This window comes from Pseudomonas sp. DWP3-1-2, from assembly GCF_049896285.1.
GTDB lineage: Bacteria > Pseudomonadota > Gammaproteobacteria > Pseudomonadales > Pseudomonadaceae > Aquipseudomonas.
In genome coordinates this window covers 44,637-71,038 of the sequence record NZ_JAFCTZ010000004.1, presented here as the reverse complement: position 1 = coordinate 71,038, position 26,402 = coordinate 44,637, and the positions used below count along the sequence as shown (strand labels likewise).

Annotated in this window: 14 protein-coding genes; 9 read left to right on the top strand and 5 right to left on the bottom strand. The window is 61.2% G+C overall.

Going from position 1 to position 26,402, the window contains the following annotated elements; translation table 11 throughout:
• Positions 1–27: 27 nt before the first annotated feature.
• Positions 28–462 (bottom strand): MarR family transcriptional regulator, encoded by a 435-nt coding sequence (locus tag ACP7B0_RS12250; protein WP_426141631.1) that lies wholly within the window; start codon positions 460–462, stop codon positions 28–30.
• A 118-nt stretch (positions 463–580) separates the two neighbouring features.
• On the bottom strand, positions 581–2,707 hold the full coding sequence (recQ, locus tag ACP7B0_RS12245; protein WP_426141630.1) for a DNA helicase RecQ: 2,127 nt from the start codon (positions 2,705–2,707) through the stop codon (positions 581–583).
• 177 nt (positions 2,708–2,884) lie between these two features.
• Between recQ and ACP7B0_RS12240 the strand changes: the two genes are divergently transcribed.
• Positions 2,885–3,472 (top strand): UPF0149 family protein, encoded by a 588-nt coding sequence (locus ACP7B0_RS12240; RefSeq protein WP_426141629.1) that lies wholly within the window; start codon positions 2,885–2,887, stop codon positions 3,470–3,472.
• 10 nt (positions 3,473–3,482) lie between these two features.
• Complete coding sequence (locus ACP7B0_RS12235) at positions 3,483–3,884, top strand: YbaN family protein (protein WP_426141628.1); 402 nt, start codon at positions 3,483–3,485, stop codon at positions 3,882–3,884.
• Positions 3,885–3,975: 91 nt separating this feature from the next.
• Here ACP7B0_RS12235 and ACP7B0_RS12230 read toward each other — a convergent pair whose 3' ends face one another.
• A complete protein-coding gene (locus tag ACP7B0_RS12230) occupies positions 3,976–7,569 on the bottom strand; it encodes a retention module-containing protein (protein WP_426141627.1) in 3,594 nt (1,197 codons plus the stop codon).
• 420 nt (positions 7,570–7,989) lie between these two features.
• Between ACP7B0_RS12230 and ACP7B0_RS12225 the strand changes: the two genes are divergently transcribed.
• From ACP7B0_RS12225 to ACP7B0_RS12215, 3 genes are read left to right on the top strand one after another with little or no spacing between them, the layout of a single operon-like run.
• Positions 7,990–9,345 (top strand): TolC family outer membrane protein, encoded by a 1,356-nt coding sequence (locus tag ACP7B0_RS12225; protein ID WP_426141625.1) that lies wholly within the window; start codon positions 7,990–7,992, stop codon positions 9,343–9,345.
• Between the two features lie 24 nt (positions 9,346–9,369).
• Positions 9,370–11,526 (top strand): type I secretion system permease/ATPase, encoded by a 2,157-nt coding sequence (locus tag ACP7B0_RS12220; protein WP_426141624.1) that lies wholly within the window; start codon positions 9,370–9,372, stop codon positions 11,524–11,526.
• Positions 11,527–11,538: 12 nt separating this feature from the next.
• Complete coding sequence (locus ACP7B0_RS12215) at positions 11,539–12,888, top strand: HlyD family type I secretion periplasmic adaptor subunit (RefSeq protein WP_426141623.1); 1,350 nt, start codon at positions 11,539–11,541, stop codon at positions 12,886–12,888.
• 179 nt (positions 12,889–13,067) lie between these two features.
• On the opposite strand, the gene pap is transcribed toward ACP7B0_RS12215, so the two are convergent.
• Positions 13,068–14,564, bottom strand: a complete 1,497-nt coding sequence (gene pap, locus ACP7B0_RS12210; RefSeq protein ID WP_426141622.1) for a polyphosphate:AMP phosphotransferase — start codon at positions 14,562–14,564, stop codon at positions 13,068–13,070.
• 135 nt (positions 14,565–14,699) lie between these two features.
• Complete coding sequence (locus ACP7B0_RS12205; RefSeq protein ID WP_426141620.1) at positions 14,700–19,814, bottom strand: NEL-type E3 ubiquitin ligase domain-containing protein; 5,115 nt, start codon at positions 19,812–19,814, stop codon at positions 14,700–14,702.
• A 117-nt stretch (positions 19,815–19,931) separates the two neighbouring features.
• On the opposite strand from ACP7B0_RS12205, the gene mnmC reads away from it, so the two are divergent.
• From mnmC to ACP7B0_RS12185, 4 genes are all read left to right on the top strand, one after another.
• Entirely contained in the window at positions 19,932–21,908 is a 1,977-nt protein-coding gene (gene mnmC / locus ACP7B0_RS12200) for a bifunctional tRNA (5-methylaminomethyl-2-thiouridine)(34)-methyltransferase MnmD/FAD-dependent 5-carboxymethylaminomethyl-2-thiouridine(34) oxidoreductase MnmC (RefSeq protein ID WP_426141619.1), read from the top strand.
• Between the two features lie 213 nt (positions 21,909–22,121).
• On the top strand, positions 22,122–22,790 hold the full coding sequence (locus tag ACP7B0_RS12195) for an ABC transporter ATP-binding protein (RefSeq protein WP_426141618.1): 669 nt from the start codon (positions 22,122–22,124) through the stop codon (positions 22,788–22,790).
• Between the two features lies 1 nt (position 22,791).
• Complete coding sequence (locus tag ACP7B0_RS12190) at positions 22,792–25,272, top strand: ABC transporter permease (protein ID WP_426141617.1); 2,481 nt, start codon at positions 22,792–22,794, stop codon at positions 25,270–25,272.
• The gene (locus ACP7B0_RS12185; protein WP_426141615.1) at positions 25,262–26,344 is read left to right on the top strand and encodes a lipocalin-like domain-containing protein; all 1,083 of its coding nucleotides are present in this window, start codon (positions 25,262–25,264) and stop codon (positions 26,342–26,344) included. The genes ACP7B0_RS12190 and ACP7B0_RS12185 overlap by 11 nt, the downstream gene beginning before the upstream one ends.
• The last annotated feature ends 58 nt before the right edge of the window (positions 26,345–26,402 follow it).

The following is a 26,402-nucleotide window of genomic DNA, read 5'->3' as shown; positions in this document are numbered from 1 at the left end:
GTATGAGCGAGAAGCGGCGCGGCCGCTTCAGGATCTTTCGAGGTTAGCCAGAATTTGTGTATGAACGCGCATGCAAACCCTCAGGTCATCCTCTTCGATGCCTTCGAACAACTCCACTCGCAGCGCCGTGGCAATGGTTTCGATTTTTTCGATCAAGGGACGCGCGGAGTCGCACAGCACAATCTTCTTCGCGCGTCGGTCTTCCAGCACGGCGTGACGTTGCACCAACCCCTGACTTTCAAGGCTGTCGAGCAAACGCGCCAGAGTGGGGCCTTCCACCGCAACGCTCTGTGCCAGCTCACGCTGGGTCGGCGGTTCTTTGAAGCGGGCCAGATGCAGCAACACCAGCCAACGGGCCTGGGAGAGCCCCAGATCAGCCAGTCGTCGATCAAGCTCTGCCCGCCACCCGCGTGTCAGGTGGCCAAGCTGCATACCGAAACGATGTTCATCAGTCATTGGCATAGGGAACTCATGATCGAAACTAATTATTAGTCAGCTAACCATGGCTCCCGGATCGTGGCAAGTTTCACGCTGTGGCCTTTGGTCGCATCCGTGACGACCCCGGGGTACAGCCTGAATGTCAGACCTCGAATTCAGACTGCAAGGCGGCGCGCACGCAATACAGCACGCCTTCGGGCACACGCCCGCTGAACTGCTCGGCAATGGCGGCGACCGGCGGCAGTTCGCCTTCGCCATCCAGGAAGGCGTCCTGCACTTCTCCCAGCAGATCCTCCGGCAGATCAAGGGCCTGTTCGAGGGACAATTGCTGTTTGCCAATCGCCTCGGCCAGCATCGTGTAGACGTTTTTCTCGGTGCATTGCAGTTGACCGGCGATCTGCATCGGGGTCATTCCGGCGCGGGCCAGACTGATGAGTTCGTGGCGTACGTCGGCAATGACCTGGGGCGCCGGGGCAGTGCCGCTCAGCACTTCAAGGAACGCCTGACCATAACGCTCCAGCTTGCGGGCGCCGACGCCACTGACCTGAGCCATGTCCGACAAGGTGTCGGGCTTGCTGCGCAGCATTTCCAGCAACGTGGAATCCGGGAAAATGACATAAGGCGGCACGCCGTGTTCTTCCGCCAGCTTGCGGCGCAAGGCTCGCAGGGCTTCCCACTGTTCGCGCTCTTCGCCGCGCACCAGTTGGCTGGCCGGGCTGGAGCCGCCTTTGGTGGTGGTTTGCGGTTTGAGGTCGCGACGCAATTGAAGGCTGACTTCGCCGCGTAGCAAAGGCCGACAGGTATCACTCAAGCGCAACCCGCCGTAGCCTTCCAGATCGATATCCGCCAGCCCCCGCGCTACCAGTTGCCGAAACAGCGAACGCCACTCGCCTTCAGAGCGGTCCTTGCCCACGCCAAACACGGACAAATGCTGATGGCCGAAACTCTGCACCTTGTCATTGGACTTGCCCAGCAGCACATCCACCAGATGACCCACGCCGTAACGCTGCCCGGTACGATAAATCGCTGAAAGCGCCTGCCGCGCAGGCTCGGTGGCGTCCCAGGTCTGCACGCCATCGACGCAATTGTCGCAATGACCACACGGCTCCGGCATGTCTTCGTCGAAGTACGCCAGCAACGTCTGCCGACGGCAGCGGGTCTCTTCGCACAGCGCCAGCATGGCGTCGAGCTTGTGTTGCTCCAGACGCTTGTGCCGCTCATCGCCCTCGGAGTTTTGCAACATCTGCTTGAGCATGACCACGTCCTGCAGGCCGTAGGTCATCCAGGCATCGGCCGGCAAACCGTCGCGACCGGCGCGACCGGTTTCCTGGTAGTAAGCCTCCAGGGATTTGGGCAAGTCCATGTGGGCGACGAAACGAACGTTGGGTTTGTCGATGCCCATGCCAAACGCGATGGTGGCGACCATGATCAAGCCTTCCTCATTGAGGAAGCGCTTCTGGTTGGCCGACCGGGTTTCGGCCGGCAGACCAGCGTGATACGGCAGCGCCGGGTAATTGCTGTCACAGAGAAACGCGGCGACTTCGTCGACTTTCTTGCGCGACAGGCAGTACACAATGCCCGCGTCGCTGCGCCGTTCGGAAAGAAACGCCAGCAATTGCTTGCGTTGCTGCTCCTTGGGCACGATGCGGTAGAAAATATTCGGCCGATCAAAACTGGACAGGAAGCGCTCGGCATTCTGTAAATGCAGACGGGTGACGATTTCCTCTCGCGTGCGCTTGTCGGCCGTGGCGGTCAGCGCAATGCGCGGCACATCGGGGAACAGTTCGGCCAACTGGCCCAGTTTCAGGTATTCGGGACGGAAGTCATGACCCCATTGAGACACACAGTGGGCTTCGTCGATGGCGAACAGGCCGATCTGCAGATTTTGCAGGAAGGCCAGCATTCGTGGCTGAACGAGGCGTTCCGGGGCCAGATACAGCATCTTGACCTCGCCCAGACGAATCCGGTTGGCCAGGTCGCGTTGCTGTTCGGCGCTGAGGGTCGAGTTCAACGCGGCGGCCGAAACACCCAGTTCCTCCAGCGTGGCAACCTGATCGTCCATCAAGGCAATCAACGGGGAAACCACCACCGTCAGGCCATCGCGCAGCAGACCGGGCACCTGGAAGCACAGGGACTTGCCGCCACCGGTGGGCATCAGCACCAGCGCATCGCCACCACTGGCCACACGTTCAATAATGGCACCCTGGCGACCGCGGAAGCTGTCATAGCCGAAGATGTCTTTAAGTACGCGTTGTGCCTGTTCGAGCATAAAAACCCCAGATTGTCCTGCTGCACTGCAAAGCGCGGCAGTATACCCGACCACTCAAAGGCAGAGGACAGCGGCGACACGAGCGGTCGAAATTAACCTCAAGGGGCCTCGCCGCTGGCGCCCAAGGCGCTCAGGGCCTAGAATTCAGCATCGTTTATTTCCAAGGTAGTCTTTCCAATGTCCTTCGCTGAGCAATTACACCGCCTGCAAGCCTTCCTCGATGCCGATGAGCTGCATGACGAGGCGCTGGACTACGTGGCCGCTCACGGCTACCTGACCGCCCTGTCCATCTGTGCCGAGCCTGTTCCCGAGCGTGAATGGATCGATGCGCTGTTCTCCGAACCGCCGCATTACGCCAGTGATGCCCAGCGCGAAGAAATCGAAGCCACGTTGATCCAGTTGCAGGCGCATATCGCCCGCCAACTGGCGTCAGACGAGGATTTCGAGCTGCCCTGTGACCTGGATCTGGGCGACGACCCGGATGATTCGGACTTGCGCGGCTGGTGCATCGGCTTCATGGAAGGCGTGTTCCTGCGTGAGAACGCCTGGTTCGAAAGCGCCGAAGAAGAAGTCAGCGAAATGCTGCTGCCGATCATGGTCGGCTCGGGCCTGTTCGACGAGCAGCCTGAGTTTTCGGACATCGCCCAGGACGCAAACCTGATGGACGACATGATCGTGCAGATCCCGGAAGCCCTGACCGCACTGTTTCTGCTGTGCCAGGCTCCCGACGAAAAGCCGGCGATCCTCAAGCCCCGCCACCACTGAGTCGGCGCCTATGGCGCAAGACTTACCCCGCACGAGCCGAAACCGGCTCGTGCGCTATACCCTTCAGGCCCTCGGCTGGATCAGCGTTGCGTTGGGCGTGATCGGGATATTCCTGCCGGTCTTGCCCACTACGCCATTTCTCCTGCTGGCGGCGGCCTGCTTCGCCCGAAGCTCGCCGCGCTTCTATCACTGGCTGGTCAATCACAAACGGCTCGGCCCGTGGATTCGCGACTACCTCGATGGCAATGGCATCCCGCTCAAGGGCAAGGTCTACGCCATTGGCCTGATGTGGGTCAGCATTGGTTTCTCCTGCTACCTGGTCGCCCTGCCCTGGGCCCGGGGCTTCATGCTCGCCAGCGCGGTATTGGTGACCCTTTATATTCTGCGGCAGAAGACGCTGGAAAAGCGTTAAGCCTCGAACCGCCCTATGGGTCGACTCGCGTCTGTGAGAGCGTGGCTTGCCCGCGAATACCTGAACTCGGGCAAGCCTCTAGTCTCCGCAATCAAACCGTATCCGCCTTCATCGAGTGATCGCTCAGCATTCCGGTAATGATCGACGCCGTGTCCACGCCACCGGCCACCAGGCCGCCGGCCCCAGGTGTCACGCCGTACTGCGTCGCGAGATCAACGCCCGTCAGGTCAATGGTTTGAGTGGCCGCCGCACCGGCGGTGGTGCTCACTTCGATGCTGGACACCAGATCCACACCGCTGCCGGTCACTTTGAAATGCAGGTAATCCTCCAGTGAATTGGCGTCGGCGTTCATGCCTTGCAATAACTGCGAGAGGTCCAGCGTGTCGGTACCGATGGAAAAATCCGTGACCTGATCACGGCCGCTGTCGCCCGCCAGCCATTGAAACGTGTCATGCCCCTGACCGCCGGTCAGCGTGTCGTCCCCCGCCGCGCCGACCAATACGTCATTGCCCGGCCCACCATTGAGGACGTTGGCCTCCCGGTCGCCGGTCAAATGGTCGTCATAGTCCGAACCGATCAGGTTCTGGATGTTGATCAGCCTGTCGGTGCCTGCACCGCCCGTATCCTGCCAGTCCATGATCGCGCTGGTGACGGTCACACCGGAGGTCGCCAGGGCATAACTGGCGGTATTGTTGCCCGCCCCGCCATCCATCACATCGTTGCCCGGCCCGCTGAACAGCACATCATTGCCGTTATCGCCGTACAGGTCATTGTTGCCGTCGCCGCCGCTGAGCACGTCATCGCCGTCCCCGCCCGACACACTGTCATCCCCTGCGCCGCCAAGCAGCACGTCATCGCCCTGGGTGCCTTGAAGGGTGCAGCCCTCCTGATAACTGATACTCACCGCAGCCGAATCACTGCCACCCTGGGCATCGCTGACGGTGTAAAGGCTTTCATAGGTGGGCGTCGTGTCGACGGCGCTGTAGTCAATGGACAGGCTCAGGGTGTAATGCTCGCCGGTATCACTGACACCGGGGTCCGGTTGGTTGACCAGCAGGATTCGATACACACCGTCTTCGGTGGCCGTGAAGGTGCCGTCGGCATTGAGCGATTCAAACGCCCCGTCGTCCCTCTGCCAGAGCACGCCAATAGAATCGTTGGCGTTGTGCACGTCGACGGTTACGGTCTCGCCTGCCTTCAACTGAACGCTGTATTGATCATGAGCATTGGCCGGGGCCGCGCTGAAAGCCCCCAGATACCCGGCCAGAACCACGACGGCGGTCACGGCACTGTTGTTGAAAAAGTCGCTGCGTTCCAGGGTTTTGAGCTGGTTGCCCACGTTGTCCTGGGGGGCGCCGAAGTCGATGGTCTTCAGGCTACTGGCGGAAAAGTCTGCCCCCCCGGCCTGCCATCCGGTGTTGAACACGGTGGGCGTGGCACTCAATGGATCGCCGTTTGCCGAGACGTCATTGGCGAGCAACAAGGCCGCGGGCACTTCGATCGTCGACGACAGCACATTGGTGATGACGTTGTCGGCCACCGCCGTTGGGTCTTGGACCGCAGGAGCACTGCCCGGCACATGGATCAGAAGATCGGCACCCGCCAGATCGCCGTCGTTATCGCTGATGACGTAGTGAATGGTCTCCGTCAGCGCCGCATTGCCCACCTCGGTCGCCGGGGTGTAGCTGAACGCGCCGCTGAGCACATTGACCGACAGCGTGCCGCCGTGATCACTGACCACCGTGAGGGTGTGGGTCGTGGCGTTGAAACTGCCGTGGTCGGCCCCTTGGGCGCTCACCGTTCCGGTTTTCGAATCGTAGGAATAGACCGTCCCGTCGACGGTAATGGAGTGTATAAAGCCGCCGTCGGCGCCGAACGTCCCACCGCTCAACAGGCTGCCGCTGGTGCCGCCTTGAACAGTGCCGGCCAACACCGCGCTCAACTGACCGAGATCGGTCACGATGACCGCGCTGCTCGCCCCTTGACCACTGCTGCTGTGGGCAATCGGGTCCAGGTAAGTACCGCTGATATCGGTACCCAGGCCAATGGCGAAGGCATCAATGCCATGGCTTTGCAGAAACGCCACCCAGGCGGCCTCTTCACTCAGGTCGACACCGTCGCCTTGCTCGGGATTGGGCTGCGAATTGGGGTCTGAATGAGTGGGCGACAGCGTAGGATTGCCATCGGAAAAGAAGTAAGCGAGGTTCTGTGCGCCGGTGAGGCTGCCTTCAGTCGCAAAGGCCGTCTGCGCACCTGCCAGCGCCGCGTCGTAGTTGGTGCCGTTGCCGGCCTCCAGGGCGTTGATGATGCTCTTCGCCGTGGCGACATCAACCCAGACGTCGCTGAGCACAGCAGCCTGGCTGTTGAAGGAAACGATCTGCACCTTGACGTCGCCCATGCCTGCGTAGGTATCCAGCAGCTCGTTGATCGCCTGTTTGGCCAACTCCAGTCGCGACAGCCCATCCACGCCGGAGGGGTCTTTCATGCTCTCGGAATTGTCGATGATCAGCAGCAGATTGGTGCAAATCGGCTCGGTGGTCACGGTGGTGTCGACATTCGCGGCCTGAGGCAGGTCATCGAGGACGGTGATGTCCAGGGTGCTGGTGGCCGAGTCGCCGTCCCTGTCAGTGGCAACCACCTTGATCTGTTCGCCGGTCGTGTTAGCGCCGTCGCCGTCAGGATGCAGCGTCGACCCCGTCAAGGTGTAGCTGTAGCGCACCTCCCCGGTATCGGGGTCGTAACCGGTAATGCTGAAGGTATTCCCCAACCCAGTGGTTACAGGCTGGGAAAAATCAGCAATGACACCGCCGCTGACGACCACAATGCCGCCTACGGTCAGGTTTTGCAGCCCGTCCACGGCCGTGACCTTGAAGCTGCCCGTCTGGGTCAGCGCGTCGCCATCGGGGTTCGAACCCGAGGGCAGGTTCGCCTCGTCAAGGGTCAGTGCGCCGCCGGAAAGCTCCACGCCATGGTCAACTGGAGGCTCTACCGGAGGCTCGACAGGCGGTTCAACGGGCGGCTCAATCGGAGGCTCAACGGGGGGCGTTACCGGCGGCTCGGTTGGGGGTTGCGCGGGCGGCGTTACCACGGGAGGTTCGACGGGCGGCTCTGCCGGGGGCTGCACGGGTGGCTCATTGATGGGAGGGACGACAACGGACGGCGCGTCAGGCGAACCACTGCCTTCGATCCGGCCTTCAGGAAATTCGGGCACGCGGGTGAATCCCGCCGTCGGAAAGCCAATGACCGGGGTCACCACGCCACCGACTTCAGTCAACAGTACTGCCGAGTGCCCGCCCCCCAACGCGCTGGGTGCTCCTCCTGGATTGGCAGGGCCGGTGGCCGAGGCTTCACTGATCTGCGACGGGTCGGCACCCGCGGCGATGGCCTGCTGAAGTTGCTGGACCTCGGTGAGTTGCGCGAGGGTGGGCGTGATCGGGTCCGCAGTGTCGACATGGGTGGCGTGGTTGGCGAGGATCTTCGCCGTCAACGGCAAGCGGCTGTCCCGGCCCAGGGTCAGTTCTCCACCGGCCGCCAGATGCACCGCGACCGCGCCGCTTGCGCCGGTCTGCAAATGCTCACCGGCAAATACCCGGTCGCCTTCGTGCAGGACTCGCCGCGAACCGTCCACAGCGATTGCAAAGACTTCGCCTACCACTTGTCGCACCGTACCGATCAACCTCGCCATATTCCCTCCATTAATCGCAACAATCAGGCCCTAAAACGTGACACAACCGGCAAGAACCACCTCGTCTGCGTTACGCCCCACGCTTCAAAAAAAGCAAAACGACAAAATAACGTCACCCTGAAAAAATCTGGAATTTCGTTAAAAATCAGCTCATTCCGCTCAGTCAAAAATACGTCAAATACACTTATAAGCTAATTTATAATGCCTAACTCGCTGTATTTACTTGAAGACTAAAATCAACAATCGCTGCTTTCAGAAAAAGCGCATAAGTTTTTTTTGGCATAAGCCTTATGAAAAAAACGTCTTGCGGCCGCCCGAAGTTGTTCTTAGCTGTGATGTTACAAACCTGATACGGTTTTCATTGCAGGAAACGTCATTTTTATGGCGATACGAACATCATGAACTTAGGGAGAAGTACTCATGCGCGATTTGACCCCGCTTTACGCAGCAGTCGTGTTGGCGGTGGCCTGTGCCCAAGCGCAAGCCATGTCGTTGACCGAAGCAATTCAAAGCACGATCGACAACCATCCGGAAATCCAGGCGAGCAAAAACGATCGACTTTCTGCTGACGAAGAGGTGAACGTTGCCAAAGGCGGCTATCTGCCCAGGGTGGATCTGATCGCCGCGTATGGTCGGCAAAGCGTTGACAGTCCCACCACTCGTTCGCTTTACGGCCACGACGACAAGACCCTGAACTACACCCAATCGGAGCTACGGCTGCGCCAGCTGTTGTTCGATGGTTTCAATACCCCCAATGAAGTGGGGCGCACCAAAGCCGTGGTCAATTCCCGCGCTTACTACGTGCAAGGCACCTCCCAGAGCCTCGCGCTGCGCGCCATCGAGGTGTATCTGGAAGTGCTCAAGCGTCGTGAGCTGTTGACCCTGGCCAAGAACAACTTGCAAGCGCACTTGCGCATCAACGATCAGATCAGCCTGCGCAGTGAACGCGGCGTCGGCAGCACCGCCGACCGTGATCAGTCCAAGGCGCGTCGGGCGTTGGCCGAGAACAACTTCTACACCGCACAAGTCGATCTGGCGGACGCCGAAGCCAATTTTTTCAGCGCCGTGGGACGCATGCCGGATGAGCTTGAATCACCACCGTCCATCAAAGGCGAAGTGCCGCTGAGCTTGAGCGATGCGCAGAAAAGCATGCTGGCCAATAACCCGTACCTGAAGTCCGCCCAGGCCGATGTCCAGGCGGCGGAAAAACAGTATGAGAGTGCCAAGTCGCCGTTCTACCCGCGTTTCGACGCCGAAGTGGCAGTGGGCGCCAACGACAATCTGCAAGGCGAGGAAGGCCACGACAACGAATGGCGTGCCGCCGTGGTGATGAATTACAACCTGTTCAACGGCAACCGCGACAAGGCCCGCATGCGGTCGGACTCCTACAAGACCGGGCAAGCCATGGACATCCGCAATAACGCCTTGCGCATGCTCAACGAGGACATGTCGCTGGCCTGGAACGCCATGAACAATGCACGCCAGCAAACCCCGGTGGCCCGGGAATACGCCGAGACCACAACCCGGGTGCGCGCGGCTTATCAGGATCAGTTCGGCCTCGGCCAGCGCACCTTGCTTGACCTGCTCGACAGCGAGAACGAGCTGTACAACGCCAGCCGACGCTATACCGAGGTGCGCTACACCGAAGAGTTCGCCATGTACCGGGTGTTGGCCACCGAAGGCGAGTTGCTGCGCAAGCAGCGGGTGGTGTTGCCCGCCGAAGCCCTGGCGCTGACGGAAGTCCAGAACGAAGCCCGTCTGCCCGAACTGAAATAGTGCATCCGCCCAGGGAGTAAGCCCGTGACAAGCATGGAATTGCCCTACTCATTCGATCCTCGTTCAAACGTTGACGACCCGTTGCTGGACGGCCTGCTGATCCTGTGCAAGCTGCACGACTGCACGGCCAGCCGGTCCAGCCTCAGCGCCGGCCTGCCGTTGGCGCAACAACGCTTGAGCCCGGACCTGCTGCCCCGAGCCGCCGCCCGCGCTGGTTTGCAGGCGCGCTGGTTGCGGCGTGAATTGACCGCCATCGACTCCCTGAGCCTGCCGGTGCTGTTATTGCTCGAAAGCCAGAGTTGCGCGGTACTGCGACGCTGGGGCGAAGACGGTCGGGCGTTGATCCTGCCTTGCGAAAGCGAGGGCGGTGAGCAATGGGTCACCCGCGATGAACTGGCCCAACGCTACAGCGGCCAGGCGTTGTTCGCCCGCCCCCGCCATGAGCTGGAAGACTTGCGCGCGCCGCTGGTGCCGAGGGTCAAGGCCTGGTTTCGCGACACCCTGAAGTTGTCACGCTGGCTGTACAGCGACGCCATCCTCGCCAGCCTGTTGATCAACGTGCTGGGGCTGATGGTGCCCCTGTTTGTCATGCAAACCTATGACCGCGTAGTGCCCAATCAGGCCCTGTCGACACTGTGGGTACTGGCCATCGGCTTGTTGGTCGGCACGCTGTTCGAACTGGCCTTGCGCCTGATCCGCGCTCACTTGCTGGATCAGGCGGGCAGGAAAACCGACGTTATTCTTTCCGCGACCCTGTTCGAACGCATCACCGGCATGGCCATGAAGGCGCGCCCGGCCACCATCGGCGGTTTCGCCCAAAGCATTCACGACTTTCAGGGTTTGCGGGAATTCCTCACCGCCGTCACCCTGACCAGCCTCATCGACCTGCCCTTCGCCGCCCTGATGCTGGTGGTCATCGGCTTGCTGGGCGGCTGGCTGGTGGTGATTCCGCTATTGGCCTTCCCGCTGACCATTGCGTTTGCCTGGCTGATTCAGGTTCGCCTGCGCGACACGGTGCAAAAGAGCCTGAGCCTGGGTGCCGAACGCCAGGCTTTGCTCATCGAAACCCTCGGCGGCCTGGAAACCCTCAAGGCCTGCGGTGCAGAAAGCCAGCGCCAGCATCAATGGGAAACCACCCACGGCGCCCTCACCCAACTGGACAGCCATGCTCGCAGCCTCGCCGCGCTGGCGAGCAACGGCACGCTGTTCGTGCAGCAGTTTTGCGCGATGGCGACCCTTGTCGCCGGGGTGTACAGCATCGTCGCGGGCAACCTCAGCGTCGGCGCACTGGTCGCGACCTACATGCTGGGCAGCCGGGTTCTGGCCCCGTTGGGGCAAATCGCCGGTTTGATCACCCGCTACCAGCAAGCGCAATTGACCATGAAAAGCACCGACGCGTTGATGTCCCTGCCTCAAGAGCGTGAGGCCGGTCAACGACCGCTGGAGCGCACGCCACTGCAGGGTGCCATCAGCTTCAGCCAGGTGAGTTTTCGCTATGGCAAGCAAGGGCCGGAGGCGCTGTCAGGCCTCGGTTTCAAGGTTCGTCCGGGCGAGCGCATCGGCATCATTGGCCGCAGCGGTTCCGGGAAAAGCACCCTGGCGCGCCTGATGATGGGCTTCTACGAGCCGGACGAAGGCCAGGTGCTGCTGGACAATCTGGACGTGCGTCAACTGGATGTGGCCGACCTGCGTCAACAGATCGGTTACGTGGCCCACGACCTGCCTCTGCTGGCTGGCAGCCTGCGGGACAACCTGACGCTGGGCGCTCGCTACATCAGTGACTCGCGCATGCTGGAAGTCGCGCGGCTCACCGGCGTCGATGAACTGGCCCTGCGTCACCCACAAGGCTTTGATCGCCCGGTGGGTGAGCGTGGCCAACTGCTTTCCGGGGGCCAGCGTCAGTCCGTGCTTCTGGCCAGGGCGTTGTTGCTGGACCCGCCGATCCTGTTGCTCGACGAGCCCACCAGCCACATGGACAACGGCAGCGAAGATGTCCTGCGCCAGCATCTTTACGAACTGATGCCCGGGAAAACCCTGCTACTGGTCACTCATCGTATGTCGATGCTGACCCTGGTCGACCGATTGATGGTGATGGACAACGGCAAGCTCGTCGCCGACGGCCCCAAGGATGTTGTCATCGAAGCCTTGCGTAAAGGTCAGATCGGCTCAGTTTCAGCTTAAGGAGAAGCACTCATGTCAATGACTCAAACCCCGCGCTACTTCAACCCACGCCTGCGTGAAGACCTGGAGTTCATGCCCTATCGGGCCGGTGCCCTGGTGCAGGACTCTTCCCGAACGTCCCGCATCACTGTCTGGGTTATCGGCGCGTTGATCGTCGCGGCCCTGGTCTGGGCAAAATTCGCCGTGCTGGAAGAAGTGACCATGGGCGAAGGCAAAGCCATTCCATCGAGCAAGGTTCAAGTCATTCAAAACCTGGAGGGAGGCATCGTCACCGAAATTTTCGTGAGAGAAGGCCAGATGGTGAACAAGGGCGAAACGCTGTTGCGCCTGGACGACACCCGTTTTCTCTCCAACAAGGGAGAAAGCGAAGTGGACCGCTACACCTTGACAGCACAGGTTGAACGACTGGCTGCCGAGGCTGAAGGACGACCCTTCAAGCTCTCTGATGAAGTGGTCGCCAAGGCCCCCCAAGTGGCGGCGGACGAGCTATCGCTGTATGAATTCCGAAAACGCCGACTGGCCAGCGAGCAGCGCACCCTCAACGAGCAATTGCGGCAGAAGACCCAGGAACTGGCGGAGTTTCGTTCCAAGCAGGACCAGTACCGCAACAGCCTGGGCCTGGTGCAGCAGGAGTTGAACATGTCCACGCCGCTGGTGGCGTCCGGCGCGGTTTCGCCGGTGGAAATCCTGCGCCTCAAACGCAGCGCCGTGGAAATACGCGGGTCCATGAACGCCACGACGCTGGCGATTCCCCGGGCCGAAGCGGCGATCAATGAGATCAAGAGCAAGGTTCAGGAATCGGAGTTCGCATTCCGCTCCGATGCCTCCAAAGAACTCAATGAAAAACGCTCGGAGCTGGCCAAGATCAGCGCCACGAGCATCGCCATCGACGACCGGGTTACCCGCACCACGGTGGTGTCCCCGGTGCGTGGCATCGTGAAGATGCTCAAGGTCAACACCATCGGCGGCGTGGTGCAGCCAGGCAGTGATCTGGTGGAAATCGTGCCGCTGGAAGACAACCTGCTGATCGAAGCCAAAGTCCGCCCGCAGGACGTGGCTTTCCTGCATCCCGGCCAGAAAGCCATGGTCAAATTCAGCGCCTATGACTACACCATTTACGGCGGCCTGCCGGCCAGGCTGGAGCTGATTGGTGCCGACACCGTCACCGACGACAAGGGCAATAGCTTTTACCTGATTCAGGTGCGCACTGACCGTAATCATTTGGGCAGAGACAGCAACCCCCTGCTGATCATCCCCGGCATGATCGCCACGGTAGACATCATCACCGGAGAGAAAAGCGTGATGGATTACCTGCTCAAACCGGTGTTGAAGGCCAGAACCGAGGCGATGCGGGAGCGGTGAGGTGTTGCATTTTTGCGATATCGCTGTGGGACCGTTTTAGCCGGGAAGAGGTCGTTAAGGTCCCTGCATTTTTTTGCCTGGCGTATCGCCTTCCCGGCTAAAGCCGGTTCCACGGGGCCTGCGATGTGAAAGAAACCCCTGCGCAGCAGGGGCCGGACGTCAGCGCAAACGGTGTTCGTCTACTTCTTCTTATCCTTCGCAAACGCCGCTTCCAGCGCGTTGTTAAGCGTCCGCAAAACCTTGACCCGTGCCCAGCGTTTGTCGTTTGCCTCAATCAATGTCCAAGGCGCAATTTCAGTGCTGGTGCGATCAACCATGTCGCAGATCGCATCACGGTACTGCGGCCATTTGGCGCGATTGCGCCAATCGTCATCGGTAATCTTGTAACGCTTGAACGGAATTTTCTCCCTGGCCTGGAAGCGTTCCAGTTGAGTGTCTTCATCAATGGCCAGCCAGAACTTGACCACGACTATGCCCGAGTCCGTGAGCTGCTCTTCGAAGTCGTTGATCTCGCCATACGCCCGCAGCCAGTCCGCCTCGCGGCAAAACCCTTCGACCCTCTCGACCAACACCCGGCCATACCAGGAGCGATCAAAAATGGTGAACTTGCCTTTAGGTGGAATCTGCCGCCAGAAACGCCATAGATAAGGCTGTGCCAGTTCGTCCTGGCTCGGGGCGGCGATGGGTACGATGTTGTAGTGGCGCGGGTCGAGTGCAGCAGCAACCCGGCGAATCGCACCGCCTTTGCCCGCCGCGTCGTTACCTTCGAACACCGCCACCAGAGCATGACCGCGCATACGCTTGTCACGAATATTGCCGGAAAGTCGAGCCTGTTCGGTGATCAACTGTTCTTCGTAATCATCCTTGTTCAGGCTCAAGGTCATGTCGAGGTTGCTCAGCAACGTGACATCGCCATGAGTGGTCGGCAACGGCGCAACGGTCACTACGGTTGACGCCGTGTGCGGGGTCTTCAATGCAGTTTGCAAACCTTCCAGCAGCAGACGGCCAACCGTCAGGCTGCGGTAGTACGGGTCCACCCCCTCGATCACATGCCAGGGCGCATAGTCCCGACTGGTGCGCCGCAGCACCCGCTCACCGAAACGCACGAATTTGTCGTAGGTCTTGGACTGCTGCCAGTCCAGCGGGCTGATGCGCCAGCTGTGCAACGGGTCGTCCTTGAGCGATTTGAGGCGCGATTTCATCTGTTGCTTGGACAGGTGAAACCAGAACTTGAAGATCACCGCGCCTTCGTCGCAGAGCATTTTTTCCAGACGTTCGGAGCCGTTGATGGCTTGATCGAGCACGGCGTCCTTGAACAAGCCGTGCACGCGGCCCTGGAGCATCTGGCTGTACCAGTTACCGAAGAAAATCCCCATCTTTCCCTTGGCAGGCAGTTGCCGCCAATAGCGCCAGGCGGTGGGATGGGCCAGCTCCTCATCGGTCTGGCTGTCGAAGGTGCGCACTTCGATGAAGCGCGGGTCCATCCACTCGTTGAGCAGTTTGACCGTTTCACCCTTGCCCGCGCCTTCGACGCCATTGATAAGCACGATAATCTGGCGACCTGCCTGCTCGTGGAGTTCAAACTGAGCGTCCAGCAACGCTTCGCGCAAGGCGGGTACTTCGGCGTCGTAGGTTTCTTTGGCGATAGCGTGACCGATTTCAGCGGATTCGAACATGAGCGGCTCTCTTCAGATGTCTGCGGCTAATGTAGACCAGCTTGAGCCGCTGACGATATCCTCCTGGATCAATTAAAAAGCCCGTCAGTGTCAATGACGGGCTTTTTTAACAGCAGAGGATGTCAGCGCGAAGGGTTACCAGTTCTGACGCAAGCTGTTGGTCATCTGCGCCAGAAAGGCTTCTTCCGCTGCCGCCAGCCGGGCAATCAATGCCCTGCCCTGTCGGTCGAACTCATCGTTATCAACCGGCGGATTGGCCGTCAGCTCTTGCAGATCACGGTTGGCGGCGGCCAGTGCCGCGGGGTCGTTGGCAGCATGGGCCGCGTCCAGGCGCTCATAAATGGCACTAAGGCGGTGAAGGTTTTCGGTCGTATCCACAGGCGGATGCTCCAGCAGCGCCTCCTGCTCTGCGCGAATCGGAGCCGTTATGCGCTCCAGATCCGTTCGATATTCCATGCGCAAGCGCTCGCTCCAACGTCGGTCTGCCAAAGCGTATTCCAGAAATTCCGGTCCGGTTTCGCGTTGCAGGATCGAGCGCCGGGCATCGAGGATGGTCCGATGCTCCACCGCCGCGAGCCGATCCCAGACCATGTTGACCGGTTGCGCAGGCAGGTTCAGTTCATTGGCCAGCCCGATCCGGTAGGCCAGGCGCACTTCGGCATGATCAACATGCAGCCCACGGGCCTCGCGGTCCGCAATATCCAGGTCAGCGATGGTTTGAACCTCGTTCAGACGAAACAGGCTGCGCATCACGCCGAACAGCGCCTCGGTTTGCTGCGCTTCAGGCACGCCCTGCAAGGCTGCCCGTGCGTACACCGACACCTGGATATCACTGAAAATCAGCCGCGCACCGTCCTGACAGGTCTGGTCGGGGCCGAACAGACGATCATTGGCCATGACTTCCAGCTCGCCGCGAAGCTGGGTGTCTTGCGCGGCCGCCTCAAGCACCCGCATCACATCACCGGCCAGCTCCTCATGAACCCGCAAAAAGTCCCGGGTCTCCCTGAGTCGTTGCAGCAGGATCAACAGGTTTGGCGCGTCATTGGCTTGCTCCACCCGCTCCCAGGCAGAGCGGATTCTTGAGTTGAGTTCAGTGCGTCCCTCGACTATCCAGATGTCCACGCTGGGCACTGGCGCTGCGGGGGGAGACTGGTCGAAGTCATGGCTGTGCCAGTCGCTGTCGTCGGAGGGGGAAGAGGAGGAGTAATATTCGGACTCGGCCTCGGAACTGCTCGGAGTGCGGGCCAGTCCGCGAATGCTGTCGGGGTAGTCGTATTCCAGTTCATAGATGTTGCCATTGCGCTGGTTCAGCCAGCACGCCAACAGTTCGTCATGGTTGAAGGGGTTGGCATTGCCATAGACCGTCGTCTGGAAATAGGCACCCTGTTGATTCTGGATCAAATGCCGGGGCAGATGCTCGATCTGGTTATTGCTGACATCCAGTACGCTCAGGGCCAGGCTGTTGGTCCACTCGGGCCATTGGGTCAGTTGCATGTTCGCCAGATACAACCTGCTCACTGGCAGACGGCTGGCGTCCGTCACGGCCCCCAGCGTATTGCCGGACAAGTCCAGCAGGGCTAGGCGCGGCATATTCATGAACTGCTCCATGGCCGCCTGATCGATGGTCAGCCCCATGCCTTCGAACGACAGCTCCTCCAGCTGGGTCAAGCCGGCCAATCCATCGGGCACGCGACGCATACCACCGCCCACAATCTCCAGCCGGGTAATGCCCGAGAACCGCTGCAGAAAATGCCCCATCTGTTCATCACTGGCCGTCACATTGCGCAAGATAATCCGGGTGATATCCCGGAAGTGCCCGGGCATGTTCGGCAATTCAGACAGCCCTGCAAGATCCAGGGATTCCAGAACCATGGGCCGGTAGCGCAACGGCGAATGCGGGCGACTGGAACGCCATCCGGCGCTGATCGCTTCGGCGATGGCGCGGCGGGCGGCGGACTGCCCTCCCCCGCCGACGTCTGCGGTGTGTACCCAGCCCTCCAGTGCGCAGCGCAGCGGCTCAAAGGCTCGTTGTTCGGCACGCGCAAAGTCCAGCAATAACTGGGCGTTGTAGCCATTGGTTATCAGTCTTCCCGACACATAGGCCTGCAGATCAGGGACCTCGGGATACAGGGCGCGCAAAACCCTCATCAACTCCCGCTCCGCATGATCGAGTTCTTCCAGAAACGGGAATGACGGATTGAGCCCACCATTGCCGCTCAGCTCATAGCCGATCCGGCCATCGGCCAACCGCCTTGGCCAACGCACCTGAGGCTTGAGTGCCCATTGCTGCAGTATCTTCGAGACCCGAGGCCGATCCTTGAGGGCGGCGCTGATAATACGGCTGCGCAATACAGCAGCATCCGCGATGACGTCGGGAAACCCGATGGCGTGACGCGTCGACTCGGGCAACGCGTGCAGGACGCCGGAAAAGAAATTGTCTTGCGGGCCTGGGATCGGGCTCAAGTCATGACCCTGTGCATCCGCCGCCTGATAGGTCTGACCGCGCTTGATCAACACCCTGCGCTGCGAGGCCTCAGGCTGGCCAAGGCTCTCCACCAACGGACCTTGGGAGGAACCTTCACGCACCTCAAGACGCAGATCGGCCGGCCAGCCTGGGACATCCCCCAACAGCGCCATGGACACCTTGAGCGTATCGGCATTGTCTGCCCTGGTGGCCAGACAAAAGCCCTCAAGGACGCGATACAGCCGCCCTTCCTGGGCATAACCTCGAGCGCGGCCGGCTATCTCGATGGGCAGGCGACCGGTGGCCGTCATGCTGGCGAGTTGTTCTGCCGTGGCCTGGGCAAGCAGCTCCCGAGCCGCCGCCGTCGACAACGTGGGGAAATCGCGCTTGATCAGGTTAATCCGTGGATCGCTGCTTGCGTCCCGGATCCGGTACAGCCGGTCAAACAGCCACGACGAACGCTCCCGGGCAACGCTGGCCATGTCCGCAGCCAGCTGCTCAGGCGTGCGCGGCACCGAACGGCCAAACATGCGGTTTTGTCCGGCCTCCCCCAACCCGTGGATCACAGATGACAGCAGGCTGCCTTCGTCGATCTGGGCCTGAGTGACCGTCAGGGGGCGAATTTCAAGCGTCCCATCAGGCCGGCCTGGCAACACAAGGTCGGAACCGTACTCGGCGATTTTCAGCCCCTGGGCTTCGATTACCTGAAGCGGCCGCCCCACCGGCCAGCGCGGCATGGACGTCAGCAGCTCCATCTGCAAGTGCGGATCGGCTGAGGCGAAACCGGCAACATCGCTGATCTGCTGGCAAAACGTGCGGACGTGGTCATCCACCGCGAAACGCTGGATCGCATCCGTCAGCCCTGCCGGTGGCGGCTGATTGTCCAGATGCAGTTCCAGCAGTCCTGCGTGTTGGGTGGCGGTGACCTCCATCACCGTGTCGATGAGGGCGTCCGGGAGCGCGGCCGCTTCAGGGCTCAAGCGTTTGAAGGAAGTCCGGGCGTCCCAGGCCAGTGGGTTCTCACCTTCATGGCGCCAGCCACCTGCGCCGTTATGCTCCAGTAACGGTGAAAAACGCTCACCACGGGGCGGCTCGATGCGCCATTTGTTCAACACGGCATCGTGCCTGACCGGATAGAACCTGCCGTCCAACGGCAGGTAATGCCTTCCCTGAAGGGTGAGCAAGCCCTCCCCCGTCAATTGAGCGCCCTGAGGTGGAACGATATCGTGAGCAAACGGCGCAAGGTCCGGCGACCACAGCCGCGTCTCACCGCCGGGCAGTTTGATCGGCACCATTTTGCCGACAAAGGACGACCCCTTGATGGGCGGAATCTCGGGGGCAGCCCCCGCCTTGAGCAGCCCCCCGAACGCCGCCATGAACGCCAGGTTCTCCGCGACACTGCCCAGGTGGTCCAGGGCCTGTTCCATGTCCCCGTGAGACCAGGCATCGATCCCCTGAAACGTCTCGGTCAACAATTGCGCACCCACGACCACCATCATCGCCTCCCCCAGTACCGGCACGAACAGCGCAGCGAGATTCACCGCGTTCATGCCAAGGGCAAGGTAACCGGCCAGTCGTGCCCGGCGCGATTGTTCATCCTCATCGCCGGTGGGCACCGCCAGGGCGCGAGCGTCATCCTTGATGCGCAACATTTTCTGAAAGTGGAAATGGGTAGATAAATCGTAGGGAATTTCATCGAGCTCAATGTCCAGATCGAAATCAGCGGCCACCTCACGCACATGAATCAAGCGAGGGATGATGGCGCTGTCTTCTGGATCAAAACGCACATGCGCCGGAGCAATACGCTCGGCCACCTTATGGAAAAAAGCGGCTTTGCTCCGCTCGGCGATAAACCGGCCCATGAACACCTTGCAGAATGCCGGCGTGAACCGGCGACTCAGCAGTGTCTTGAGCTCATCGAACGAGCTGAACTCTTTCATCCCGTTCAGGGGTTCACCCGGGACGTAGATGACACAGGCTTTTTCACCTTTGATCCTGAAAATCAGAATGTCGCGGACGCTGAAACCGCAGATTTTCAAACAGCGATACTCCAGCCCGGCGCTCTTGGCGCGGCGTGCAAGCCCGAGTATCTGGTTGTAAAACGCGTCGGAAATGTCCTTTTGCAGGTGGGCCAGGTGCGCCTGGACCAACAGGGCGTTGTGCTCCTTGTCTCCAATCAGTTCCGCAATCGCTGCGCTATTCGCATTGGCGCGTGCCTGTGAACTGCCACCTGATGCGCCGACGACAGCGTCCAGATGCGCCTGATACAGACCGCCAAGATCCAGCTGGCGGCATACCGTCATGAAGCGGGCCGGATCGACGTTCATCGGATGCAGCGGGTATTGGTCGTACGTGCCATAGCGTGGGTTGCTGACGCGTTTGATCTGCACGATCTGCATTTTTCCGGTTGCGTCCGGTTGCGCCACTTCTTCCTGATGGAAGTTTTGCAGGGCCGCGTGGAGCAGGCTTTGCAGGCACAGTTCAGGGGGTGCCAGCTTGAGTTCACCCGCCGCATCACGCTTGTAGATATGTTTGAAGCAGTACGTGTTATCCACGTCCAGCCCCGGCCCGAACTCATCCTCAAGGGCCTTGATCAGCAGCGGTCGGGCGAACTCGTCCAGCGGCTTGATATCGGCCAGGGTTTTGCCCAGTTGCTCACGCTGCTTGTGGCCCTTGATCATGTCGCGATTCAACGTTTGTCGGGCGTGCGCAGTGGCATTTACATACCAGGAAGGCAGTGTATGGCTGATCCATTCATGGTGAGGATGGGCCGCAGTGGAGGTCATGCTCAATATCCTTATCGAGAAAAAGTACCGATAAGCTGAACAGCATTTGAGCCAGGCCAAGGTATAAATAATTGTTTGCCGTTAAGATGCTGCCCCCGCGCACAGGCCTGATCAGACATGACCATCACCCGCCACGCCCAGATCGACTGGGACGAACAAGGCAATCCCCACTCGAGGGCGTTTTGCGACGTGTATTTCTCCACCGAGTCCGGCCTGGCGGAAACGCGGCATGTCTTTCTGGAGCAGAACGACCTGCGCAATCGCTTCACTGCGCTGCCGGATGATGGCCGGCTGGTGATCGGCGAAACCGGGTTCGGGACGGGTTTGAATTTTCTCTGTGCGTGGCAGCTGTTCGAGGCGTGTGCGGTGGGCAGCGCCCGACTGCATTTTGTCAGCGTCGAGAAATTCCCCCTGAGCCCGAGCGACCTGCAACGTTCATTGGCGCTGTGGCCGGAACTGTCGGTTTTCGCTGGGCAACTGCTTGCCCAGTACGTCGCGGTGCACGAAGGTTTCCAGCGACTGGTATTCGACGGCGGGCGCGTCACGTTGACGTTGTTGATCGGCGATGCCCTGGAGATGTTGCCGCAACTGGACGGGCAGATCGACGCCTGGTTTCTCGACGGCTTCGCCCCGGCAAAAAATCCGGAAATGTGGACGCCTGAGCTGTTCGCGGAACTGGCCCGACTCGCCGCCCCGGATTCGACCATTGGCACCTTCACCAGCACTGGCTGGGTTCGTCGTGCGTTAAACGCTGCGGGATTCAAGATGAAACGCGTGCCTGGCATCGGTCATAAATGGGAGGTGCTGCGCGGGGTATTTGTCGGCTGGCCCGAGGACGTTCCAACCCCGCCCGCGCCCAAACCCTGGTTCGCCCGTCCGTTGCCCCCCGCTGGCCCACGCAAGGCGTTGGTGATCGGCGCAGGCATGGCCGGTTGCACGACTGCGGGCAGTCTCGCGGCGCGAGGCTGGCAGGTCAGTTTGCTTGAACGTCACGCCGATCTGGCCCAGGAGGCATCCGGCAATCCTCAGGGCGTGCTGTACCTGAAGCTTTCAGCCCATGGCACCGCGCTTTCGCAATTGATCCTCAGCGGCTTCGGCTACACGCGGCGTGCCATCGAGCGGCTGGAACGCGGCGTCGACTGGGACGGCTGCGGCGTTTTGCAACTGGCGTTCAATGCCAAGGAAGCCCAGCGCCAGGCGCAACTGGCCGAAGCCTTTAGCCCTGAGCTGTTGCAGCCTGTGGACAAGGCCGATGCTCAAGTCCGCAGCGGCATTACGCTGGAGAGCGGCGGGCTGTTTTTCCCGGAAGGCGGCTGGGTTCATCCGCCCGCCCTGTGCCGCGCTCACGCCACGCATCCGAACATCCAGGTGCACCTGCATCGCGAGGTGGTTGAACTGCGCCGCGAGGGTGATCAGTGGCAAGCATGGGATGGCGACGTGATGCTGGATGCCGCGCCGGTTGTCATTCTGGCGGGGGCGGCCGATATCCAGCGCTTCCCGGCCAGCGCCGACCTGCCCCTCAAGCGCATTCGCGGGCAAATCACCCGCTTGCCACAAACCGAAGCCAGCCAGGCCTTGAGCACCGTGGTCTGTGCCGAAGGCTACGTTGCCCCGCCGCGTCTGGGGGAACATACGCTGGGTGCCAGTTTCGACTTCAAGAACGACGACCTGAGCACCACCACGGCCGATCACTTGGGCAATCTGCAATTGCTGCAGGAAATATCGGCGGATCTGGTCGAACGTCTCGGCGCACACAGCCTGTCGCCCCAAGCGCTGCAAGGCCGGGCGGCCTTTCGCTGCACCAGCCCGGATTACCTGCCCATGGTCGGCCCGCTGGCGGACAGGGCAGCTTTCAACCACGTTTATGCCTCGCTGGCCAAAGACGCCCGCCAGGTGCCCGACGCCGCCTGCCCATGGCTCACAGGCTTGTATGTCAACAGCGGCCACGGCTCACGGGGCTTGATCACCGCGCCACTGTGCGCAGAACTGCTCGCCGCCTGGCTGACCGGTGAACCGCTGCCCCTGCCCCGCGCTGTCGCCGAAGCCTGCCACCCGAACCGGTTCATGTTGCGGGAACTGATTCGGGGAAAATGACGAGTCACGCCATGGGGAATCCCATGGCGTCTTCTGCACCACAGCATCCGCCTGAATGTCCGGGTTGTCTCATTGTCTGAGCCATCAGGCTCGGGGGCACGCGCAACATCGCCCGCCCCTCTTCCAACCCTATGTTCAGACCGCTCAAGGCTCTGCCTGTTACGCAAAGCCGCTATCCTTGCTTTTTAATCCCTGCCCGGAATCCAGCCCGCCATGCTTGAGGTAAAAAACGTCTTCAAGAGCTACCCCACCGCCCAAGGTCCGCTAGGGGTGTTGCGTGGCGTTGATCTGCGTCTGGATGACGGCGGCAGCCTGGCCTTGATGGGTGAATCCGGGAGTGGGAAAAGCACCTTGCTGCATCTGGTGGCCGGCCTGGATCAGGCGGACAGCGGGTTGATCGACATCGGCGGCCAGCGCCTGGACCGCATGAGCGAAGCACAGCTGGCGAACTGGCGGCGCACGGAAATCGGTCTGGTGTTCCAGCAGTTCAACCTCATAGGCAGCCTCAACGTCGGGGACAATCTGGCGTTCCAGGCGCGTCTGGCCGGGCGTCATGATCCCGCGTGGCAGGAGCAACTGATCGAGCGCCTGGGGCTGGGCGCGGTGCTCCAGCGCTATCCCGAGCAATTGTCTGGCGGCCAGCAACAGCGCGTGGCAATCGGCCGGGCATTGGCCTCGCGACCGGGCCTGCTGCTGGCCGACGAACCGACCGGCAACCTTGACGAAGCCACCAGTGATGAAGTCCTGCAATTGCTGCTGGAACTGCTTCACGACAGCCGGACCAGCCTGTTGATGGTCACCCACAGCCCACGCGTGGCCGAGCGTCTGGCGCATAAAGTGGTGTTGCATCAAGGCCGTCTAGCTGCCCGGAGCGAGCGCTGAGATGCGGGTTTTTTACTGGACGCTGCGCGCGTTGCTCAGCCACTGGCGCCGCCATCCGGTGCAGTTTTTCAGCGTATTAACCGGCCTTTGGCTGGCCACCGCCCTGCTCACCGGCGTGCAGGCGCTCAACAGTCAGGCGCGACAAAGTTACGCCGAGGCCAGCCAGCTCATTGGCGGCGAACCTCAGACCAGCCTGTCCACAGCCAACGGCCAGCCGTTCTCTCAAGAGGTGTTCATCAGCCTGCGCCGCGCCGGCTGGCCGGTCTCGCCAGTGGTGCAAGGTCGAATGACCCTGCAAGGCCTGGAAGATCAGCGGGTGCAGGTCATGGGCATCGAACCGATTTCCCTGCCCGCAGGTTCCGCGCTCGCCGGACAAACCCTGGACACGACGCAGATCGTGGCGTTTTTCACCGAGCCCGGGCGCACCTGGATTGCCCCGCAAACCCTCGAAGCCTTGGGCCTGCACGAAGGTCAGCAACCGTTGACGGTCAGCGGCCAAGCCTTGCCGCCGCTGCACAGCCAGACAGGCATGGCACTGGGTGTGTTGTTGATGGACATCGGTTTTGCGCAACCGCTGCTCAATCTGCCCCATCAGGTTTCGCGCCTGTTGCTGGCCAAGGCGTTTGCCGCAGGCAATCCGGTGCTGCCCCCGGAACTGCACGGCCAGTTACTGCTGAAGAAAAGCGGTGAAGAAAACAATCTTGAGCGCCTGACTGAAAGCTTCCACTTGAATCTGGATGCCCTGGGTTTTCTGTCGTTCGTGGTCGGCCTGTTCATCGTTCACGCCGCCATCGGCCTGGCCCTGGAGCAACGCCGTGGCTTACTGCGCAACCTGCGAGCCTGCGGCGTCAGTGCGCGCTTGTTGATCACTGCGTTGGGGGTCGAACTGGGAATGTTGGCCTTGCTGGGCGGCGTGCTGGGCGTGGCGAGCGGTTACTGGCTGGCGAGCGTGCTGTTGCCGGATGTGGCTGCAAGCCTGCGAGGCTTGTATGGCGCACAGGTCGCCGGGCAACTGACGCTGAGCCCTTGGTGGTGGCTAAGCGGGCTGGGGCTGAGTGTGCTGGGCGCGCTGCTGGCGGGGGCCAACAGCTTGCTGCGTGCGGCTCGCCTACCGTTACTGGCCCTGGCCAATCCTCAGGCCTGGCATCAGGCCCATGGCCGCTGGCTGCGGCGTCAAGCCTGGGTTGCCGCCAGTGCCGCGGTCATTGCCTTGCTGGCGTTGCTGCTCGGAGACAGCCTGACCAGCGGCTTTGTCCTCATGTCCGCGCTGCTGCTGGCGGCTGCGCTGGGCTTGCCGGTGCTGCTGAACGCCTTGATCAATGGGCTATTGGGGCGCAGTCGATCAGTGCTGGGGCATTGGTTTCTCGCCGATTGCCGCCAGCAACTGCCAGCCTTGAGCCTGGCGCTGATGGCTTTGCTGCTGGCCTTGGCCGCCAATATCGGCGCCGGGAGCATGACGTCCGGGTTTCGCGAAACCTTCGGCCACTGGCTGGAACAACGCCTGACGGCGGAGCTGTACGTCACCCCCCAGGACCCCGCCCAAGCCGCGCCGCTGCAAACCTGGCTAAAACAACAACCCAGTGTCGCGGCCGTCCTGCCCAACTGGCAGGTGTCGATCCAGTTGCAGGGCTGGCCCGCAGACCTGTTCGGCGTAGTAGACCATCGGACCTACCGGGATCATTGGCCGCTGCTGGAAGCCGCAGCGGGCGATCCATGGGATCAACTGGTCCGACAGGACACCGTCATGATCAGCGAGCAACTGGCTCGACGATTGAAACTGGGCCTGGATGACACGATCAGCATCCCGACCCCCGAGGGCCTGTGGACCCCGCGCATCGTTGGCCTCTACGCCGACTATGGCAATCCCAAGGGCCATTTGCTGGTCAGCTCGCAACATTTCCTGAGTCACTGGCCAAACGAGGTGCCCAGTCGCTTCAACCTGCGCATCGACCCCGCCGCCGTGCCGCCGTTGGTACGAGCGCTTCAAGACCGTTTCGCCCTGGACGATAACCACATCATCGACCAAAGCCAGCTCAAGGGCTGGTCCACCCAAGTCTTCGAGCGCACCTTCGCGGCCACGGCGGCCTTGAACAGCCTGACGCTGGGGGTGGCAGGCATCGCGCTGTTCATCAGCCTGTTGACCCAAAGTCAAAACCGCCTCGCCCAGTTGGCACCGTTGTGGGCGCTGGGCGTGACCCGGCGGCAATTGATGCTGCTCAATCTGGGCCAGACCTGGTTGCTGGCCGTGCTGACCCTTACCCTGGCCTTGCCTCTGGGCCTCTTGTTGGCCTGGTGCCTTAACGCCGTGATCAACGTGCAGGCGTTTGGCTGGCGTCTGCCGTTGCAGATTTTCCCCGTGCAGTTACTGCAATTGGCGGCGCTGGCACTGCTTGCCACCCTGCTCGCCTCGGCATGGCCGCTGTTGAAGCTGTACCGCACCCGACCCGCCGATTTACTGAGGACCTTCGCCAGTGACAACTAATGGGTTGGGCCTTCTGCTCGGCACCCTGCTGCTGCTCGCCGCCTGCGAAAAACCCGCCACGCCCGAACAGGACGGCTTCGCCGGGCTGGCTGACAAGGCTGAGCAGTTTGCCCAGGTCACGCCCGGACGACCGTTCGTGTTCCCGGCGGATCATGGCCCCCATAACGATTTTCGCATTGAATGGTGGTACATCACCGCCAACCTCAAGGACGAACAGGGCCAGCGCTTCGGCGTGCAATGGACGTTGTTCCGCAATGCCCTTCGTGCAGGGCAAACAGGCACTGGCTGGCACGACGGCACTATCTGGATGGGGCACGCGGCGGTCACGTCGGCAACCCGGCATTACGCCGCCGAGCGCTATGCAAGGGGCGGCATCGGGCAGGCCGGCGTCACCCTCACGCCGTACGCGGCCTGGATTGATGAATGGGCACTGCGCAGCACGGCACCTGGGCAAGACCCGCTGGCGTCCATGGAGCTCTCTGCCAAAAGCTCGGACTTCGCTTATCAACTGACCCTCAAGGCGTCCAGACCGCTGGTGTTGCAGGGCGAAAAGGGTTTCAGCCAGAAATCCGACCAGGGTCAGGCGTCGTATTACTACAGCCAGCCGTTTTTCCAGACTGAAGGCCAGTTGCAGATCGACGGCAAGACCTATCGCGTCAGCGGGCCGGCCTGGCTGGACCGCGAATGGAGCAGCCAGCCGCTGACCCCGAATCAGAGCGGCTGGGACTGGTTTTCCGTGCATCTGGACAACGGCGACGCAGTGATGCTGTTCCGCGTGCGCCAGAAGAACGGCGAACCCTATATCACCGGAACCTGGATCGCGGCAGACGGCACCACGCAGCTATTGCACGCTCAGGACATAAGCCTGACACCATTGGACACCACCCGCGTCGCTGGCTACAGCATGCCCACCCGCTGGTCGGTAAAAATCCCTGGCAAGGGACTGGATATTATTGCCACGGCACTCAACCCGAAAGCCTGGATGAACCTGCGCATCCCCTACTGGGAAGGCCCGGTGACACTCAGTGGCAGCCATCAAGGTTCAGGGTATCTGGAGATGACGGGGTATTGACTAAAAAGCTCCGACACAGCGCGACACCGATAATCGGCGATTCCTGGCAATGCGTGCT

Excerpts from the sequence above, each read along its gene's own strand:
- ACP7B0_RS12250 (WP_426141631.1), bottom strand. The coding sequence starts at position 462 with ATGCCAATGACTGATGAACATCGTTTCGGTATGCAGCTTGGCCACCTG.
- recQ (WP_426141630.1), bottom strand. The coding sequence starts at position 2,707 with ATGCTCGAACAGGCACAACGCGTACTTAAAGACATCTTCGGCTATGAC.
- ACP7B0_RS12240 (WP_426141629.1), top strand. The coding sequence starts at position 2,885 with ATGTCCTTCGCTGAGCAATTACACCGCCTGCAAGCCTTCCTCGATGCC.
- ACP7B0_RS12235 (WP_426141628.1), top strand. The coding sequence starts at position 3,483 with ATGGCGCAAGACTTACCCCGCACGAGCCGAAACCGGCTCGTGCGCTAT.
- ACP7B0_RS12230 (WP_426141627.1), bottom strand. The coding sequence starts at position 7,569 with ATGGCGAGGTTGATCGGTACGGTGCGACAAGTGGTAGGCGAAGTCTTT.
- ACP7B0_RS12225 (WP_426141625.1), top strand. The coding sequence starts at position 7,990 with ATGCGCGATTTGACCCCGCTTTACGCAGCAGTCGTGTTGGCGGTGGCC.
- ACP7B0_RS12215 (WP_426141623.1), top strand. The coding sequence starts at position 11,539 with ATGTCAATGACTCAAACCCCGCGCTACTTCAACCCACGCCTGCGTGAA.
- pap (WP_426141622.1), bottom strand. The coding sequence starts at position 14,564 with ATGTTCGAATCCGCTGAAATCGGTCACGCTATCGCCAAAGAAACCTAC.
- ACP7B0_RS12205 (WP_426141620.1), bottom strand. The coding sequence starts at position 19,814 with ATGACCTCCACTGCGGCCCATCCTCACCATGAATGGATCAGCCATACA.
- mnmC (WP_426141619.1), top strand. The coding sequence starts at position 19,932 with ATGACCATCACCCGCCACGCCCAGATCGACTGGGACGAACAAGGCAAT.
- ACP7B0_RS12195 (WP_426141618.1), top strand. The coding sequence starts at position 22,122 with ATGCTTGAGGTAAAAAACGTCTTCAAGAGCTACCCCACCGCCCAAGGT.
- ACP7B0_RS12190 (WP_426141617.1), top strand. The coding sequence starts at position 22,792 with ATGCGGGTTTTTTACTGGACGCTGCGCGCGTTGCTCAGCCACTGGCGC.